Here is a 15,807-nt window from a genome sequence, read left to right on the forward strand (position 1 = left end):
GGCCCTGACGAAGAGACCGTCCGTCCCAGCCGCCCGGACGCGGTGAGAAACCCACCCCCCACTCCCCACCCCCCACCCTGAGGTTGGTACCCATGGCCAAGCCCGCCGTCGAAGACATCGTCGCGCTCCTCCCGGCGCAGCAGGGGATCCTCTTCCACTCCCTCTACGACGAGGCCGACCGGTCGCAGTACACGCAGCAGGTGGCCGTAGACATGGACGGGCGCCTGGACGCGGAGCGGCTGCGCCGCGCGGCCCAGCGGCTCGTGGACCGGCACGCCGCCCTGCGCACGAGCTTCCACCAGAGGCGCGACGGGGAGACCGTCCAGGCCGTCAGGGAGACCGTCCCGGTCGCATGGGCCGAACACGTGGTGGAGGGGGAGGAATTCGACGAGGAGTGCCGGGAGACCGTCGAGAAGGACCGGCGCATCGCGTTCGACCTGGAGCAGGCACCGCTGGTCCGCTTCCTGCTCTTCTCCACCTCGGGGGGAGACGCCTGGCGCCTGGTCCTGAACCAGCACCACATCGTCGTCGACGGGTGGTCCACCGATGTGCTCCTCAACGACCTGTTCACCCTCTACCAGGAGGGCCCGGACGCGCCCTCGCTGTCACCGGCGGCCCGCTTCTCCGACTACGCGCGGTGGTTCTCCACGCAGGAGAGGGAGGAGAGCACCCGGCTGTGGCGTGAGGAACTCAGCGGGGTCGAGGGGCCCACGCACCTGGACCTTCCCGGGGGAGAGGGCGGGCCCGCGGCCTCCGACTCCGGACGGGTGAGGTTCGAGGTCGACGCGAAGGTGTCGGCCGCCGTCGAGTCCCTGTGCGCGGAGCACCGGGTGACGGTCAGTACGTTCGTCCACGCGGCGCTGTCCGTTCTGCTGGCCAGGCTCATGGGGAGGTCGCAGGTGGTCTTCGGCGCCACCAGCCATGGGCGCGACCCCCGCTTCGACGGTGTGGAGGGCATGGCGGGGCAGTTCGTGACGACGATGCCGGTCCGGGTGGACCTCACCGGCGCCACCACGTTCGGTGAGCTGCTCGGGGCCCTGCACCGCAGGCACCTGCGGCTGCTCGGCCACGAGGACCTCGGGCTCTTCGCCGCCCAGGAGGCGGCCGGGATCTCCGGTGAGCTGTTCAACGTGATGGTGACGTCCGAGCAGTACGCGGGGGCGTTCCGGGACGACGCGGTCGACGGGCTGAGCGTCACGCGGCCGGAGGTGACGAACGCTTCCCACTACCCGCTGGTCCTCGCCTACCGGACCGAACCGGCCTTCGGGTTCGACCTGAACTTCCGGACCGACTCCTTCGACGAGGGCACGGTGCGGCTGGTGGGTGAGCGTTTCCTGCGGGTGGTGGAGCAGGTGTGCGCCGATCCAGGATCGGCGGTCGGCGCGCTTGAGGTCCTGGTCCCGGGGGAGGGGGCCCGGTTGCGCACCTGGGGGGCGGGCCCGGCGACCCCGGTCGTCGAGGGCACGGTGGTGGACTCCTTCCGCTCCCAGGCGGAGCGTTCCCCGCAGGCGGTGGCGGTCGAGTCCGGTGCGCAGCGGTTGACGTACGCGGAGTTGGACGCGCGGTCGGATGTTTTCGCTGGTGTGTTGCGTGGGGCTGGTGTGGGTCGTGAGGTGTGTGTGCCGGTGGTGATGGGCCGGTCGGTGGATGTGGTGGTGGCTTTCCTGGGTGTGCTCAAGGCGGGTGGTGCGTATATGCCGTTGCACTCGGGGTTGCCGGTGGGCCGGGTGCGTGAGTTGGTGGGCGGGTCGGGGTCGCCGGTGGTGGTGGTCGATTCCGGGTTCGTTCGAGATGAAGCCTGGCCCTGGGGGGAGGGCGAGGGACCCCAGCTGGTGGTCTGCGACCACACGGGGTTGGCGGCTCCCGCGGTGACGGGTACGGACGTCGGTGGTGTGCGGCCTGGTCAGTTGGCGTATGTGATGTTCACGTCGGGGACCACGGGGGCTCCGAAGGGGATCGCGGTCACCCATCAGGGTGTGGTGGATCTGGCCATGGACACCTGTTGGGGTGTGGGCGCTTCCAGCAGGGTGTTGTTCCATGCTCCGCATGCTTTTGACGCGTCCACCTACGAGATCTGGGCCGCGTTGTTGTCGGGTGGGCGTGTGGTGGTGGCTCCCGCGGGTGAAGTCGACGCCGAAGCGCTCTCCCGGATCGTCCCCGCGCACGGGGTGACGCATCTGAGTCTGACCGCGGGCATGTTCCGGGTGGTGGCTGAGGAGTCGGTGGAGTCCTTGGCGGGGTTGGTGGAGGTCACCACCGGGGGTGATGTGGTCTCGGCGTCCGGTGTGGGGCGGGTGGTCGAGGCCTTCCCGGAGATGGTGGTGCGTACGACCTATGGTCCGACCGAGGTGACGTTGTGCGCCACGCAGGTGCCCTGGCGGGGTGGGGTGCGTCCGGGTGAGGTGGTCCCGTTGGGTGCGGGGTTGGACAACACGTCGGTGTTCGTTCTGGATGAGGGGTTGTCCCTGGTCCCGGCCGGGGTGGTGGGCGAGCTCTACATCTGTGGTGCGGGTCTGGCCCGGGGGTATGTCAACCAGCCCTCTGTGACCGCTTCACGGTTCGTGGCCTGTCCTTTCGCACCCGGTGAGCGGATGTATCGCACCGGGGACCTGGTCCGCTGGACCCCTCAGGGGGAGCTGGTGTTCGTGGGCCGCTCCGACGACCAGGTCAAGGTACGGGGCTTTCGCATCGAACTCGGTGAGATCGAGGCCGCCACCACGGCCCTGGACGGGGTGCTTGACGCTGTGGCGTCGGTGCATCAGAGCGCGGATGGTGACAAGCGCCTGGTGGCTTATGTGGTCCCCGAACCCGGGTGTGAGGTGGACCCTGAGCGGGTGCGTCGTGATCTGGGTCGGGTGGTGCCGGAGTACATGGTGCCCTGGGCCGTGGTGGCACTCGACGCACTGCCGTTGACGGTCAACGGCAAGGTCGATCGTTCCGCGCTGCCCGCACCCCACATCACCGCAGGCCAGGGGCGTACTCCGCGCAACCCGCGCGAGGAGGTCCTGTGCGGGCTCTTCGCCCAGGTGCTCGGGGTGGAGCGGGTCGGGATCGACGATGACTTCTTCGCTTTGGGTGGGCATTCGTTGTCGGCGACCCGGTTGATGGGTCGGGTCCGCTCGGTCCTGGGCGTGCGCGCGGGGGTGCGGGTGTTGTTTGAGGCTCCTACGGTGGCGGGGTTGTTGCCCCGGTTGGAGGAGTCCGGAGGTTCGGGTGGGTCGGGGGGTTCAGGTGGGTTGGTGGGGTTGTCGCGTGTGGGGCGGCGGCCTGGTGTGGTGCCGTTGTCGTTTGCTCAGCGTCGGTTGTGGTTCCTGTCGCGGTTGGAGGGTGCTTCGGCGACGTACAACATTCCGGTGGTGACGCGTGTGCGGGGGCCGGTGGATGTGGGTGCGTTGGGTGCGGCGCTCAATGACGTGGTGGGTCGGCACGAGGTGTTGCGGACGGTGTTCGCCGAAGTCGGGGGCGAGCCGGTGCAGCGGGTGCTGGAGGCCGACACCGGGGGGCAGGTGGAGTTGGGGGTCAGTGAGTGCGCCCCTGATCGGGTGGGTGGGGTGGTTGCCGATCACGCGGCTCACCTGTTCGACCTGGAACACGACATTCCCGTGCACGCCCATCTGGTGCGGGTGCTACCTGAGACGAATGCTGACCAGGAGACCGGTCCAGGTTCTGTTCAGGAGGCCGGTCCAGGTTCTGACCAGGGGTCTGCGGCGGGTGCTGTTCAGGAGTGGGTGTTGGTGTTGGTGGTGCACCACATCGCGGGAGACGGGGCTTCGATGGGTCCGCTCTCCCGGGATCTGGGACAGGCCTACCAGGCCCGGTGCGCTGGGCAGACCCCCCGGTGGGAGGAGCTGCCGGTGCAGTACGTGGACTACGCGTTGTGGCAGCACGAGTTGTGGGGCGGCGACGATGAGCCCACCGACCTGGCCCGGGAACAGGTCGGGTTCTGGCGTCAGCACCTGGCCGGGGCCCCGGAGGAGCTGGTGCTGCCCACCGACCGGCCCCGCCCGGCGGTCTCCTCCTACCAGGGAGGGCAGGTCAGCGTGGCCGCCCCCGAAGGGGCGGCGGGGCGGGTGCGCGCCCTTGCCCGGGCCAGCGGAGCGACGGTGTTCATGGTCGCCCAGGCGGCGGTGGCCGCTGTGTTGAGCCGGTTGGGTGCGGGCACCGACCTGGTGTTGGGCACGGTGGTGGAGGGGCGTGAGGATCCGGCGTTGGAGGACCTGGTGGGGTTCTTCGTCAACACGGTGGCGCTGCGCACCGATCTGAGCGGCGACCCGTCTTTTACGGAGTTGGTGGGGCGGGTGCGGGAGGCGGATCTGGCGGCTTTCGATCACGCCCAGGTTCCCTTCGAGCGGGTGGTGGAAGCCCTGCGCCCCTCGCGGTCGCTGTCCCGCCATCCCCTGTTCCAGGTGTCGGTGGCCTGGGAGGAGGACGGGGGGTACTCGGGTGTGGAGCTGCCCGGGGTGGAGGGTGTGTCGGTGCGGGTCGCGGAGGTGGCGGCCAAGTTCGATCTGTTCTTCGGGTTCGGGGTGGATGCTGCGGGCGGGTTGCGGGTGAGCGTGGTCTATGCCCGTGACCTGTTCGACCAGGCCAGCGCTCGTCTTTTGGGTGAGCGCCTGGTGCGGGTGGTGGAGCAGGTGTGCGCGGATCCGGGGGTAGCGGTCCGCGACCTGCACATCCTGGGAGCTGAAGAGAGACACCAGATCCTCGCCGAGTTCAACAACGCGCCGGGTATCGAGCCGCGAACCTTCCCCGCTCTCTTCGAGGAATGGGTCGCCCGCACTCCGCACGCTCCCGCGTTGGAAGGCGAGTCCCAGCGGTTGACGTATGCGGAACTGGACGCGCGGTCCAATCGTGTGGCGCGGTGGTTGGTGGCGCGTGGGGTGGGTCCGGAAGTGCCCGTGGTGGTGTCGATGGGCCGGGGTGTGGGGCTGGTGGTGGGCCTGCTCGCGGTGATGAAGGCGGGTGGTGTGTACGTACCCGTGGATCCGGACTATCCGCCCGCGCGTCAGCGGCACATCGTGTCTGGGACCGGGGCCCGTCTGGCGCTGGTCGATGGGACCGCCGCCGTGCCGCCCGAGGGGATCGAGTCCGTCCTCCTCCAGGAGTTGGACCTGGAGGGGTATGCGTGCGGGCCTTTGAGCGACCGCGATCGTGTGTCTGCGTTGAGGTTGGCCAACACCGCCTATGTCATCCACACCTCGGGATCGACCGGTGTGCCCAAGGGGGTGGCCGTCACCCACACCGGAATCGACCGGCTGGTCAAACGCCACTCGATCGATCTGTCGGCAGGGCCGGGGAGCCGGATCATGCAGACCGCGTCGATCGGGTTCGACGGGTCCGTGTGGGAGATCGCGATGGGGCTGCTCACCGGTGGCTGTGTGGTGGTCGGTCGGCCGGAAGACCTGCTGGACGCCAAGGGAGTGACGGGCGAGGCCGGGCGGATCACCCACCTGACGGTGACCCCCTCGATGCTCGCCGCGCTCCCCGACGACGGTCTGCCTCCGGGCGCGGTGGTGGTGACCGCGAGCGAAGCGGTCACCGAGCATGTCGTCCAGCGGTGGGCACGTGACCACAGGCTGATCAATTCCTACGGTCCGACAGAAACGACGGTTTGTGCGAGTGGTACGGAGCTGCGGCCGGGTGAGCCGGTGACTATTGGTGGTCCGGTTGCGGGTACTCGGCTGTTCGTTCTAGACGAGGGGTTGTCCCTGGTCCCGGCCGGGGTGGTGGGCGAGCTCTACATCTGTGGTGCGGGTCTGGCCCGGGGGTATGTCAACCAGCCCTCTGTGACCGCTTCACGGTTCGTGGCCTGTCCTTTCGCACCCGGTGAGCGGATGTATCGCACCGGGGACCTGGTCCGCTGGACCCCTCAGGGCGAGCTGGTGTTCGTGGGCCGCTCCGACGACCAGGTCAAGGTACGGGGCTTTCGTATCGAACTCGGTGAGATCGAGGCCGCCACCACGGCCCTGGACGGGGTGCTTGACGCTGTGGCGTCGGTGCACCAGAGCGCGGACGGCGACAAGCGTTTGGTGGTCTACGTGGTCCCCGAACCGGGCAGGACGATCGATTCCGACCGGGTGCGTCGTGATCTGGGTCGGGTGGTGCCGGAGTACATGGTGCCCTGGGCCGTGGTGGAACTCGACGCGCTGCCGTTGACGGTCAACGGCAAGGTCGACCGATCCGCGCTCCCCGCCCCGGAGGTGGTCTCGGGAACGGGCCGCGCTCCGCGCAACCCGCGCGAGGAGGTCCTGTGCGGACTCTTCGCCCAGGTGCTGGGTGTGGAGCGGGTCGGGATCGACGATGACTTCTTCGCTTTGGGTGGGCATTCGTTGTCGGCGACCCGGTTGATGGGTCGGGTCCGCTCGGTCCTGGGCGTGCGCGCGGGAGTACGAGCACTCTTCGAGGCTCCCACGGTGGCGGGGTTGCTGCCCCGGTTGGAGGGGGCGGAGGGCTCAGGTGGGGCGGTGGGGTTGTCGCGTGTGGGGCGGCGGCCTGGTGTGGTGCCGTTGTCGTTTGCTCAGCGCCGGTTGTGGTTCCTGTCGCGGTTGGAGGGCGCTTCGGCCACGTACAACATTCCGGTGGTGACGCGTGTGCGGGGGCCGGTGGATGTGGGTGCGTTGGGTGCGGCGCTCAATGACGTGGTGGGTCGGCACGAGGTGTTGCGGACGGTGTTCGCCGAGGTGGACGGCGAGCCGGTGCAGCGGGTGTTGGAGCCGGGCTCGGCCCGGGTGGGGTTGGGGGTGAGTGAGTGCGCCCCTGACCGGGTGGCTGCGGTGGTGGCCGATCACGCGGCTCACCTGTTCGACCTGGAACACGACATTCCCGTGCACGCCCATCTGGTGCATGTGGTTCCGGGCTCCGATGGGTGTGGGGAGGAGAACGCCGTCCACGGGGCAGACCCGGCCGGAGCCTTCGTGGATGCCGCGTCCTCTAAGGACACCGCGTCCTCTAGGGGTGCCGGGGTCGAGTGTGTGGCCGATGTCGGTGAGTGGGTGTTGGTGTTGGTGGTGCATCACATCGCGGGGGACGGGGCCTCGATGGGTCCGTTCTCCCGGGATCTGGGACAGGCCTACCAGGCCCGGTGTAGCGGTCAGGTCCCCCGGTGGGAGGAGCTGCCGGTGCAGTACGTGGACTACGCGCTGTGGCAGCACGAGTTGTGGGGCGGCGACGATGAACCCACCGACCTGGCCCGGGAACAGGTCGGGTTCTGGCGCCAGCACCTGGCCGGAGCCCCGGAAGAGCTGGTGCTGCCCACCGACCGGCCCCGCCCGGCCGTCTCCTCCTACCAGGGAGGGCAGGTCAGCGTGGCCGCCCCCGAAGGGGCGGCGGGGCGGGTGCGCGCCCTTGCCCGGGCCAGTGGCGCGACGGTGTTCATGGTCGCCCAGGCGGCGGTGGCCGCTGTGTTGAGCCGGTTGGGTGCGGGCACCGACCTGGTGTTGGGCACGGTGGTGGAGGGGCGTGAGGATCCGGCGTTGGAGGACCTGGTCGGGTTCTTCGTCAACACGGTGGCGCTGCGCACCGACCTGAGCGGTGATCCGTCTTTTACGGAGTTGGTGGGGCGGGTGCGGGAGGCGGATCTGGCGGCTTTCGATCACGCCCAGGTTCCCTTCGAGCGGGTGGTGGAAGCGCTGCGCCCCTCGCGGTCGCTGTCCCGCCATCCCCTGTTCCAGGTGTCGGTGGCCTGGGAGGAGGACGGCGGGTACTCGGGTGTGGAGCTGCCCGGGGTGGAGGGTGTGTCGGTGCAGGTCGCGGAGGTGGCGGCCAAGTTCGATCTGTTCTTCGGGTTCGGGGTGGATGCTGCGGGCGGGCTGCGGGTGAGCGTGGTCTATGCCCGTGACCTGTTCGACCAGGCCAGCGCTCGTCTTTTGGGTGAGCGCCTGGTGCGGGTGGTGGAGCAGGTGTGCGCGGATCCGGGGGTGGCGGTCCGCGACCTGCACATCCTGGGAGCAGACGAACACGACCAGCTACGCACCTGGGGCACGGGCCCGACCACCGCGCACACACCGGACACCATCATCGACTCCTTCCACTCCCAGGCGGCGCGATCCCCTCAGACGGTGGCGGTCGAGTCCGGTACGCAGCGGTTGACGTATGCGGAGTTGGACGCGCGGTCGGATGTTTTCGCTGGTGTGTTGCGTGGGGCTGGTGTGGGTCGTGAGGTGTGTGTGCCGGTGGTGATGGGCCGGTCGGTGGATGTGGTGGTGGCTTTCCTGGGTGTGCTCAAGGCGGGTGGTGCGTATATGCCGTTGCACTCGGGGTTGCCGGTGGGCCGGGTGCGTGAGTTGGTGGGCGGGTCGGGGTCGCCGGTGGTGGTGGTCGATTCCGGGTTCGTTCGAGATGAGGCCTGGCCCTGGGGGGAGGGCGAGGGACCCCAGCTGGTGGTCTGCGACCACACCGCACCTGTTCCGGAGGTGTTGAAGGCGGACTCTGGCCTCGGGGACGGAGACCGTGCCTTCCCCGATCAGTTGGCGTATGTGATGTTCACGTCGGGGACCACGGGGGCTCCGAAGGGGATCGCGGTCACCCATCAGGGTGTGGTGGATCTGGCCATGGACACCTGTTGGGGTGTGGGCGCTTCCAGCAGGGTGTTGTTCCATGCTCCGCATGCTTTTGACGCGTCCACCTACGAGATCTGGGCCGCGTTGTTGTCGGGTGGATGTGTGGTGGTGGCTCCCGCGGGTGAGGTGGACGCCGAGGCGCTCTCCCGGATCGTCCCCGTGCACGGGGTGACGCATCTGAGTCTGACCGCGGGCATGTTCCGGGTGGTGGCTGAGGAGTCGGTGGAGTCCTTGGCGGGGTTGGTGGAGGTCACCACCGGGGGTGATGTGGTCTCGGCGTCTGGTGTGGGGCGGGTGGTCGAGACTTTCCCGGAGATGGTGGTGCGTACGACCTATGGTCCGACCGAGGTGACGTTGTGCGCCACGCAGGTGCCCTGGCGGGGCGGGGTGCGCCCGGGTGAGGTGGTCCCGTTGGGTGCGGGGCTGGACAACACGTCGGTGTTCGTTGTGGACGAGGGGTTGTCCCTGGTCCCGGCCGGGGTGGTGGGTGAGCTCTACATCTGTGGTGCGGGTCTGGCTCGGGGGTATGTCAACCAGCCTTCTGTGACCGCTTCGCGGTTCGTGGCCTGCCCTTTCGCACCCGGTGAGCGGATGTATCGCACCGGGGACCTGGTCCGCTGGACCCCTCAGGGCGAGCTGGTGTTCGTGGGCCGCTCCGACGACCAGGTCAAGGTACGGGGCTTTCGCATCGAACTCGGTGAGATCGAAGCCGCCACCACGGCCCTGGACGGGGTGCTTGACGCGGTCGCGTCGGTGCATCAGAGCGCGGATGGTGACAAGCGCCTGGTGGCCTATGTGGTCCCCGAACCGGGCAGGACGATCGATTCCGAGCGGGTGCGCCGTGATCTGGGTCGGGTGGTGCCGGAGTACATGGTGCCCTGGGCCGTGGTGGAACTCGACGCACTGCCGTTGACCGTCAACGGCAAGGTCGATCGTTCCGCGCTGCCTGCACCCCACATCACCGCAGGCCAGGGGCGTACTCCGCGCAACCCGCGCGAGGAAGTTCTGTGCGGACTCTTCGCCCAGGTGCTCGGGGTGGAGCGGGTCGGGATCGACGACGATTTCTTCGCTTTGGGTGGGCATTCGTTGTCGGCGACCCGGTTGATGGGCCGGGTCCGCTCGGTCCTGGGCGTGCGCGCGGGAGTACGAGCACTCTTCGAGGCTCCCACGGTGGCGGGGTTGCTTCCCCTGCTGGACGAATCCGGGCCCGAGCAGCCCAGCCTGCTGAAGAAGCGCCGATAGGGAAAGGGCGATCCTCCTCCGGGAGAAGCGTTCTCGGAATGCCGTTTCTCTCCTGCTCATGTGTGAACGGCTGTGCATTTCACTGTATTTTCCATGGACAATGGGAGTGGAATTTGAAAACTCTGCCGACCCTGGTCAAGGGCGACGAGCTACTTCTCGACGATTCACTCGAAGATGTCTACGAGGCTTCTCGGGACATCTCGAAGTACCTGTTGATGCACTACGGATCCCTGGAGGACGTCTTCGGGGAGCGCGACCATCCCCTGGCCATGGCGCACGGGTACCCGCAGCGCCTGTCACGGGTGCTCCAGCTCGCCGCCTCGCGGACGGAGACGAGGGTCCTTCGAGCCCTGGACGTCGGATGCAGCGTGGGAGGGGTCTCCCACGCGCTGAGCGGCTGGGTCGAGGAAAAGGTGCTCGGACTCGACGTGAGCGCACGCTCGATCGGTGTGGCCTCCTCGTTGACCCTGCACGGCGGGGGGACCTTCGGCGTCATCCAACAGGGCCCGTTCAGCCAGGAGGTCACCTTCCGGGTCCGGGACGAATCGGAGCGCTGCGAGGTGGGTTTCCAGGTCGGCGACGCCTGCGACCTGGACGGCCTGGGCTCCTTCGACGTGGTGGTCCTGTCCAACGTCCTGGACCGGGTGCCGGACCCCGGCGGCTGCCTGGACCAGTTCCTCACCGAGGGAGGCCCGTTGAGCAGCGGCGGCCTGCTCGTGGTCGCCTGCCCCTGGTCCTGGTATCCGGAGTTCAGCAAGCCGGAGAAGTGGTTCGGATCCCCCGACGGCTCGATGTCCAGCGAGGACCACCTCAAGGAGAGGCTGAAGGCCGGGTTCTCCCTGGTGCACGAGGGGGACGAGCCCGCCGTGCTGCGCCAGAACCCCCGGGAGTACGACTACTTCAACGCGCACGTGACGGTCTGGAAGAAGTTCTGAACGGTGCCCCGACGTCGGACGGCACCCTGAACACGGGTCGTCGGGAACCGTTCCCGGCGGCCCGCGGGCGGCCCGCGGATTCCGTCGGTCGGCGGAATTCCACACCGTTGTGAAAAAACGGTGTGCGGAGCGGCCGCTCGCAGATCCGTCCGGTTTCCCGTCCGCGTCAGCCGTTGCCGTGCTGGTCTTTCGGGGGGAAGCGCCGGACCGCGGTGATCTGTTCGGCCATGCGGCGGAGGGCGAGCAGGAGGGGTTCGGCCAGCGCCGTGCCCAGCACCACGTACCGAACCGCCTCTTCGGGGTCGTCGACCGGAATGTCGGAGACCTCGGCCGCCGCGATGGTCTCCACGGCCCTGATGTACGCGGTCATGACGTTCGGGGAGATCTCGAACCCGGCCTGGCGCAGGGTGTCGAGGGACCTCGCGACGTCCTCAAGGGACTCGCGCTCGCACATCCCCGGCTGCCATCCGAGCCGTTCGGCCAGCCGCTCGGCGTCGGCGAGGTCGATCTCGCCCTCGCTCCGGGGTAGGACCGCGGCGTGTGCGGCACCGATCAGATCGGACACGTTCTCCGGCGGGTCGTCCAGGGTGGCGATGACCTTCCGTGCTCCGGCCACGCTCACTCCGGCGTCGATCAGCGCACGAACGACCCTGAGGCGGTGGAGGTGGACGCCCCCGTAGGCGGCCCGGGTCGCCGACGTTCGCACCCCCTCCGGTAGCAGGCCCTCTCGCAGGTAGTACTTGATCGTCGACACGGGCACACCGGACTTCGCCGACAGTTCCGCCATGAGCATCGTGGCACCCCCTTGCTTTGGAGAGTACCGCTATCTATGATTCGATAGTGTCACTATCTAGCAGGGGGAGCGGCAATGGCCAAGGTTGTCCCAGGACGGGTCACGCACCAGTACGCCGGGGAGCTGGTGGTGTTCCACATCGGCGCGACGTTCAACCACTGGTGGCGGCCGGACCTGTGGTTCTCCGTCGAGTCCGCCATGCGGCGGATGCTGCGCGAACTCTCCGAGGACCCGGACTCCGGCATGCTCGGCTACGACATGCTGTTCAACCACCGCGGGCCGTACATCGTGCAGTACTGGTCCTCGGTCGACAAGCTCTACGACTACGCCTCCGACCGGTCGTTGAGCCACCGGCCGGCGTGGACGGAGTTCAACGCCATGGTGAGGAGGAACCCCGACGCGATCGGGATCTGGCACGAGACCTTCGTCGTCGAGCGGGCCGAGAGCATGTACGTCGGGACCCCTCCCATGGGGCTGCCGGGGGCCACCGGGATCCGGCCCGTGGAGAAGCGGCACCACCGGGCCCGCGCGCGCTTGGCGGACGGGGCCACCGTGGCGGCGGAGAATCCGGTGGAATGACGCTCGGCCACCCGAGCCGGTCGGGAGCGGCGGCGGGGCTGAACCAGTCTGACGTCCCACCTCGAACCCGTGACCGGGTGACATCCCGGTCACGGGCTTCGTCGATCCCCTGGTCACGAACACCCGCCGACCCGACCCCGCAGCAGGTCCCCGAACCCGGCCACCGCCCGCAGGGCCTGGCGGGGGTTGAGCCGGGGGTCGCATGCCGAGCGGTACCGCCGGGGCCCCCGCGCGCGCAGGTCGGACAGCTCCGCGCACTCCAGCACGTCGTCGGGGGTGATCTCCAGGTGCAACCCCGCCGGGGGGACCCGGTGCGAGCGCAGCACGCGGACGAAGCCCTCGATCTCCGACAGGACGTTCTCGACCAGGCGCAGCTTGCGGCCGTCCGCCCAGCGCTGGGTGTTGGCGTGCAGCGGGTCGCACAGCCACAGGGCGGGCGCGCCCCGCCGCAGCGTCTCGGACACCAGGTCCGGCAGGTGCCGACGCACCCGCGACGCGCCCAGGCGCACGATGAAGGCCAGGTGGCCGGGGGCGCCCTCGGGGTTGAGCGCGCGGCTGAGCCGGACCGCGTCCTCGGGGGTGGCACCGGGGCCGAGCTTGACCCCGACGGGGTTGGCCAGGCGTGCGGCGAAGGCCACGTGCGGCCCGTCCGGGTCGCGGGTGCGGTCGCCGATCCAGAGGGTGTGCGCGGAGCAGGAGCGGCGTCCGCGGACCAGGGGCTCCTCGTAGTCCAGGAGCAGGGCCTCGTGCGAGGTGAACACCCGGGGCTCCCCGGCTGCGCGCACCGTCTCCAGCACCTGCCGGGAGTGGTGGAGGGCGCGCAGCATCCGGAGCGGATCGGCGGCGCGGGCCCGCGGGTCGGGGGCGTCGTCGTTGACGGCGTCGCCCCGGTAGCTGGGCAGCACGGTGCCGTCCGCCGCCTCCTCCCAGGGGGAGGAGCGGGGTTTGGCGTACTGGCCCGCGATGCGTCCGACGGTGACGACCTCGGCGCCGCCGCGTCGGCCCAGGAGAGCGGTGAGGTCGCGCAGCTGGGCCAACCGCTCCGCCGTGCGCGACGGCGTGGCCTCGGCGAAGCGCTCGGCGCACTCCCCGGCCTGGAGGACGACCGCGTCGCCGCGTGCGGCGCGGGCGTAGCGTTCGCCGAGGTCGCGGACCTCCTCCTCGGTGACCAGGGCGGGAGCCAGCGCGAGGGAGCGGCGCACACGGTCCAGGAGGCCGGGGTCGGTTCCGGCGGGGAAGGCCGGGTCCGCCACCCCGGCGCTCACCGGGCCCCCCGGTCCGCGGCGTCCGCCAGGCCGCGGCGCAGCCATTCCTTGTCCACCTTGCCGACCCTGGTCAGCGGAAGCTCCGTCACGTTCTCGATCCGGTCGGGGACCTTGAAGGCGGCCAGCCCCAGCGAGCGCAGGTGCCGGGAGACCTCCTCGGAGGAGGGCGGCGGCCCCGAGCAGACGAGGAAGGCGCAGGAGGCCTCGCCCAGGAGGGGGTCGGGCACGGCCACGACCGCGCAGGAGCGGACCGACGGAAGGGCGGTGAGGGCGTCCTCGACCTCGGCCGCGGCGATCTTGTCGCCCGCCCGGTTGATGACGTCCTTGGTCCTGCCCTCCACGACCAGGTGGCCGTAGCTGGTCAGGCGGGCCAGGTCGCCGGTGCGCAGGAAGCCGTCCGGGGTGAAGGCGGCGGCGTTGGCCTCCTCCGCCCGGTAGTAGCCCCGGATCGTGTAGGGGCCGCGGACCTGGAGGCGTCCGGTGGTGCACGCGGGCAGGGGGCGGTCGTCCTCGTCCACCACGCGCACCTCGTCGGCCGGTGACAGGGGGCGGCCCTGCGTGGTGGTGCGCATGCCGAAGGAGTCGTCGGGACCGGACTGGCTGAGGATGCCCTCGCCCATGCCGAAGGACTGCTGGACGCGGCACCCCAGGGCGAGTTCGGTCTCGGCGACGTCGTCGGCCGAGGCCCTGCTGCCGCCGACCTGGACCAGCCGCAGGGTGGAGAGGTCGCGGTGGGTGAGGTCCGCGGCCTCCGTCCACAGCGCGGCCAGGGAGGGCACCAGCGCGGTGACGGTGACGCCCTCCTCCTCGACCAGGGCGAAGGCGTCCTCGGCGTCCGCGCTGTCGCTGAGCACGACCGTGGCGCCGCGGGAGAGGGCGCCGAGCACCCCGGGACACCCGAGGGCGTAGTTGTGCGAGGCGGGCAGGACGCACAGGTAGACGTCGTCGGGGGTGAGCCCGGCGTTGTCGGAGGTGATGCGGACGTTGTAGGCGTAGTCGTCGTGGGTCCGCGGGATGAGCTTGGACCGGCCGGTGGTGCCGCCCGAGAGCAGGAAGAGGGCGACCTCCCCCGGGTCGGTCGCGGCCGCCGGAGCCGGCGGGCCGGTCACGTCGGCCAGGCGGGTGAAGGGGCCCGGGCCCCCGTCGACGACGACGTCCAGGCCGCCTCCGGAGTCCGCCCGCACCCGCGCGGCCTCCTCCCGGTGGTCGTGGCCGCGGTGCCGGTCCGGGACGAGGTGGGCGACCGCCTCCGAGACCCGGCACAGCTCCAGCAGTTCGGCGCGGCGGTGGGAGGTGAGCGCCAGGACGGGGATGGCGCCGATCCTCAGCAGCGCGCACAGCGCGGTCACGAACTCGGCGGTGTTGGGCAGCTGCACCAGGACCCGGTCGCCGCCGCCCAGTCCGCGCTCCCGCAGGCCCCCGGCCGTGCGGGCGACCCGCTCGTGCAGCTCCCGGTAGGTCCAGCGCCGGGAGCCGCAGACCAGCGCGGTGCGCTCCGGGTGCGCGGAGCACCAGGTGTCGAAGAGTTCGGCCAGGGACCGGCCGAGCCAGTACCCCTCCCGCCGGTACCGTCGGGCGAACTCCTCCGGCCAGGGGACGCATCCCTTGAGCACGGCGGTCTCCTTCCTCGGGGCCGGTGCGTCCGGCCCCGCCGGGTCGTCAGGGGGATATCCACTCGGTGGTCCAGGGGGCCCCGGCCCCCGGGCGCCGGTAGAGCACGCGGTCGTGGACCTCGTCGCTGCGGCCCTGCCAGAACTCGACGCTGTCAGGGACCAGGCGCAGTCCGCCCCAGAATTCGGGGCGCGGGACCTCCTGGCCCTCGAAGCGCCCGGCCACCTCGGTCAGGCGCTCGTGGACGGACCCGCGTCCGGCCCGGGGGCTGCGCTGGTCGGTGGACCAGGCGAGCACCTGCACCGGCCGGGGCAGGGAGGCGAACCGGTCGTCGGAGTCCAGGGGGGACAGGCGCTCCACCACTCCGCCGACGCGCACCTGCCTGGCCAGCTCCAGCCAGCCGAAGCACAGCTCCGCCCGGGGGTGGACGGCCAGGTCCGTGCTCTTGCGGCTGGTGTAGGAGGTGAAGAGGACGAAGCCGTGGTCCACGTGGGCGAGGTCGATCCAGCGGGCGGAGGGCCGGTGCCGGTCGTCGGTGGTGGCCAGGACCGCCGCCGCCGGGTCGTGGGGGTCCGTGGCGCGCCAGTCGTCGTGCCAGGCGGAGAACAGGTCCAGGGGCGAGTCGGGCAGCGCGTCGGCGTCCAGACCGGTCCGCCGCAGAGCAGCGCGCCGCTGGGCGATGGCCGTGTCCGTCATGGCTTCCTTTCCGGGGGCGCCGAACGGGTTTTTCGAGGCGGCCCGTTCCTACATGTCGCTTATATATGGACTTGTTCCACAGTAAAGCATATTATGGTGTGCGCCGGAAGTGTTCGACGGAAAAGGAG

The 15,807-nt window shown here is 70.1% G+C and carries 7 protein-coding genes; 3 read left to right on the top strand and 4 right to left on the bottom strand.

What is annotated here, in order from left to right; genetic code table 11:
* The first annotated feature begins 92 nt into the window (after nucleotides 1–92).
* Both EV372_RS23165 and EV372_RS23170 read left to right on the top strand, forming a co-directional pair.
* Complete coding sequence (locus EV372_RS23165) at nucleotides 93–9,800, top strand: non-ribosomal peptide synthetase (RefSeq protein ID WP_130397750.1); 9,708 nt, start codon at nucleotides 93–95, stop codon at nucleotides 9,798–9,800.
* A 113-nt stretch (nucleotides 9,801–9,913) separates the two neighbouring features.
* Complete coding sequence (locus tag EV372_RS23170) at nucleotides 9,914–10,735, top strand: methyltransferase domain-containing protein (RefSeq protein ID WP_253793064.1); 822 nt, start codon at nucleotides 9,914–9,916, stop codon at nucleotides 10,733–10,735.
* A gap of 166 nt (nucleotides 10,736–10,901) precedes the next feature.
* On the opposite strand, the gene EV372_RS23175 is transcribed toward EV372_RS23170, so the two are convergent.
* A complete protein-coding gene (locus EV372_RS23175; protein WP_130397751.1) occupies nucleotides 10,902–11,528 on the bottom strand; it encodes a MerR family transcriptional regulator in 627 nt (208 codons plus the stop codon).
* 75 nt (nucleotides 11,529–11,603) lie between these two features.
* Here EV372_RS23175 and EV372_RS23180 point away from each other — a divergent pair, with 75 nt between their 5' ends.
* Nucleotides 11,604–12,107, top strand: a complete 504-nt coding sequence (locus EV372_RS23180; protein ID WP_130397752.1) for a DUF4188 domain-containing protein — start codon at nucleotides 11,604–11,606, stop codon at nucleotides 12,105–12,107.
* Between the two features lie 113 nt (nucleotides 12,108–12,220).
* Here EV372_RS23180 and EV372_RS23185 read toward each other — a convergent pair whose 3' ends face one another.
* The 3 genes from EV372_RS23185 to EV372_RS23195 are packed head-to-tail and all read right to left on the bottom strand — an operon-like array spanning nucleotide 12,221 to nucleotide 15,679.
* Nucleotides 12,221–13,372 (bottom strand): 3-deoxy-7-phosphoheptulonate synthase, encoded by a 1,152-nt coding sequence (locus tag EV372_RS23185; RefSeq protein ID WP_130397753.1) that lies wholly within the window; start codon nucleotides 13,370–13,372, stop codon nucleotides 12,221–12,223.
* Nucleotides 13,369–14,985 (bottom strand): AMP-binding protein, encoded by a 1,617-nt coding sequence (locus EV372_RS23190; RefSeq protein ID WP_130397754.1) that lies wholly within the window; start codon nucleotides 14,983–14,985, stop codon nucleotides 13,369–13,371. Before EV372_RS23190 ends, EV372_RS23185 begins: the two co-directional genes overlap by 4 nt.
* A 46-nt stretch (nucleotides 14,986–15,031) precedes the next feature.
* Entirely contained in the window at nucleotides 15,032–15,679 is a 648-nt protein-coding gene (locus EV372_RS23195; protein WP_130397755.1) for a pyridoxine/pyridoxamine 5'-phosphate oxidase, read from the bottom strand.
* Nucleotides 15,680–15,807 lie beyond the last annotated feature (128 nt).

The sequence above is a fragment of the Nocardiopsis sp. CNZ308 genome (genome assembly GCF_004217075.1).

Coding starts and splice junctions, on each gene's coding strand:
- EV372_RS23165 (WP_130397750.1), top strand. CDS start 93: ATGGCCAAGCCCGCCGTCGAAGACATCGTCGCGCTCCTCCCGGCGCAG.
- EV372_RS23175 (WP_130397751.1), bottom strand. CDS start 11,528: ATGCTCATGGCGGAACTGTCGGCGAAGTCCGGTGTGCCCGTGTCGACG.
- EV372_RS23180 (WP_130397752.1), top strand. CDS start 11,604: ATGGCCAAGGTTGTCCCAGGACGGGTCACGCACCAGTACGCCGGGGAG.
- EV372_RS23195 (WP_130397755.1), bottom strand. CDS start 15,679: ATGACGGACACGGCCATCGCCCAGCGGCGCGCTGCTCTGCGGCGGACC.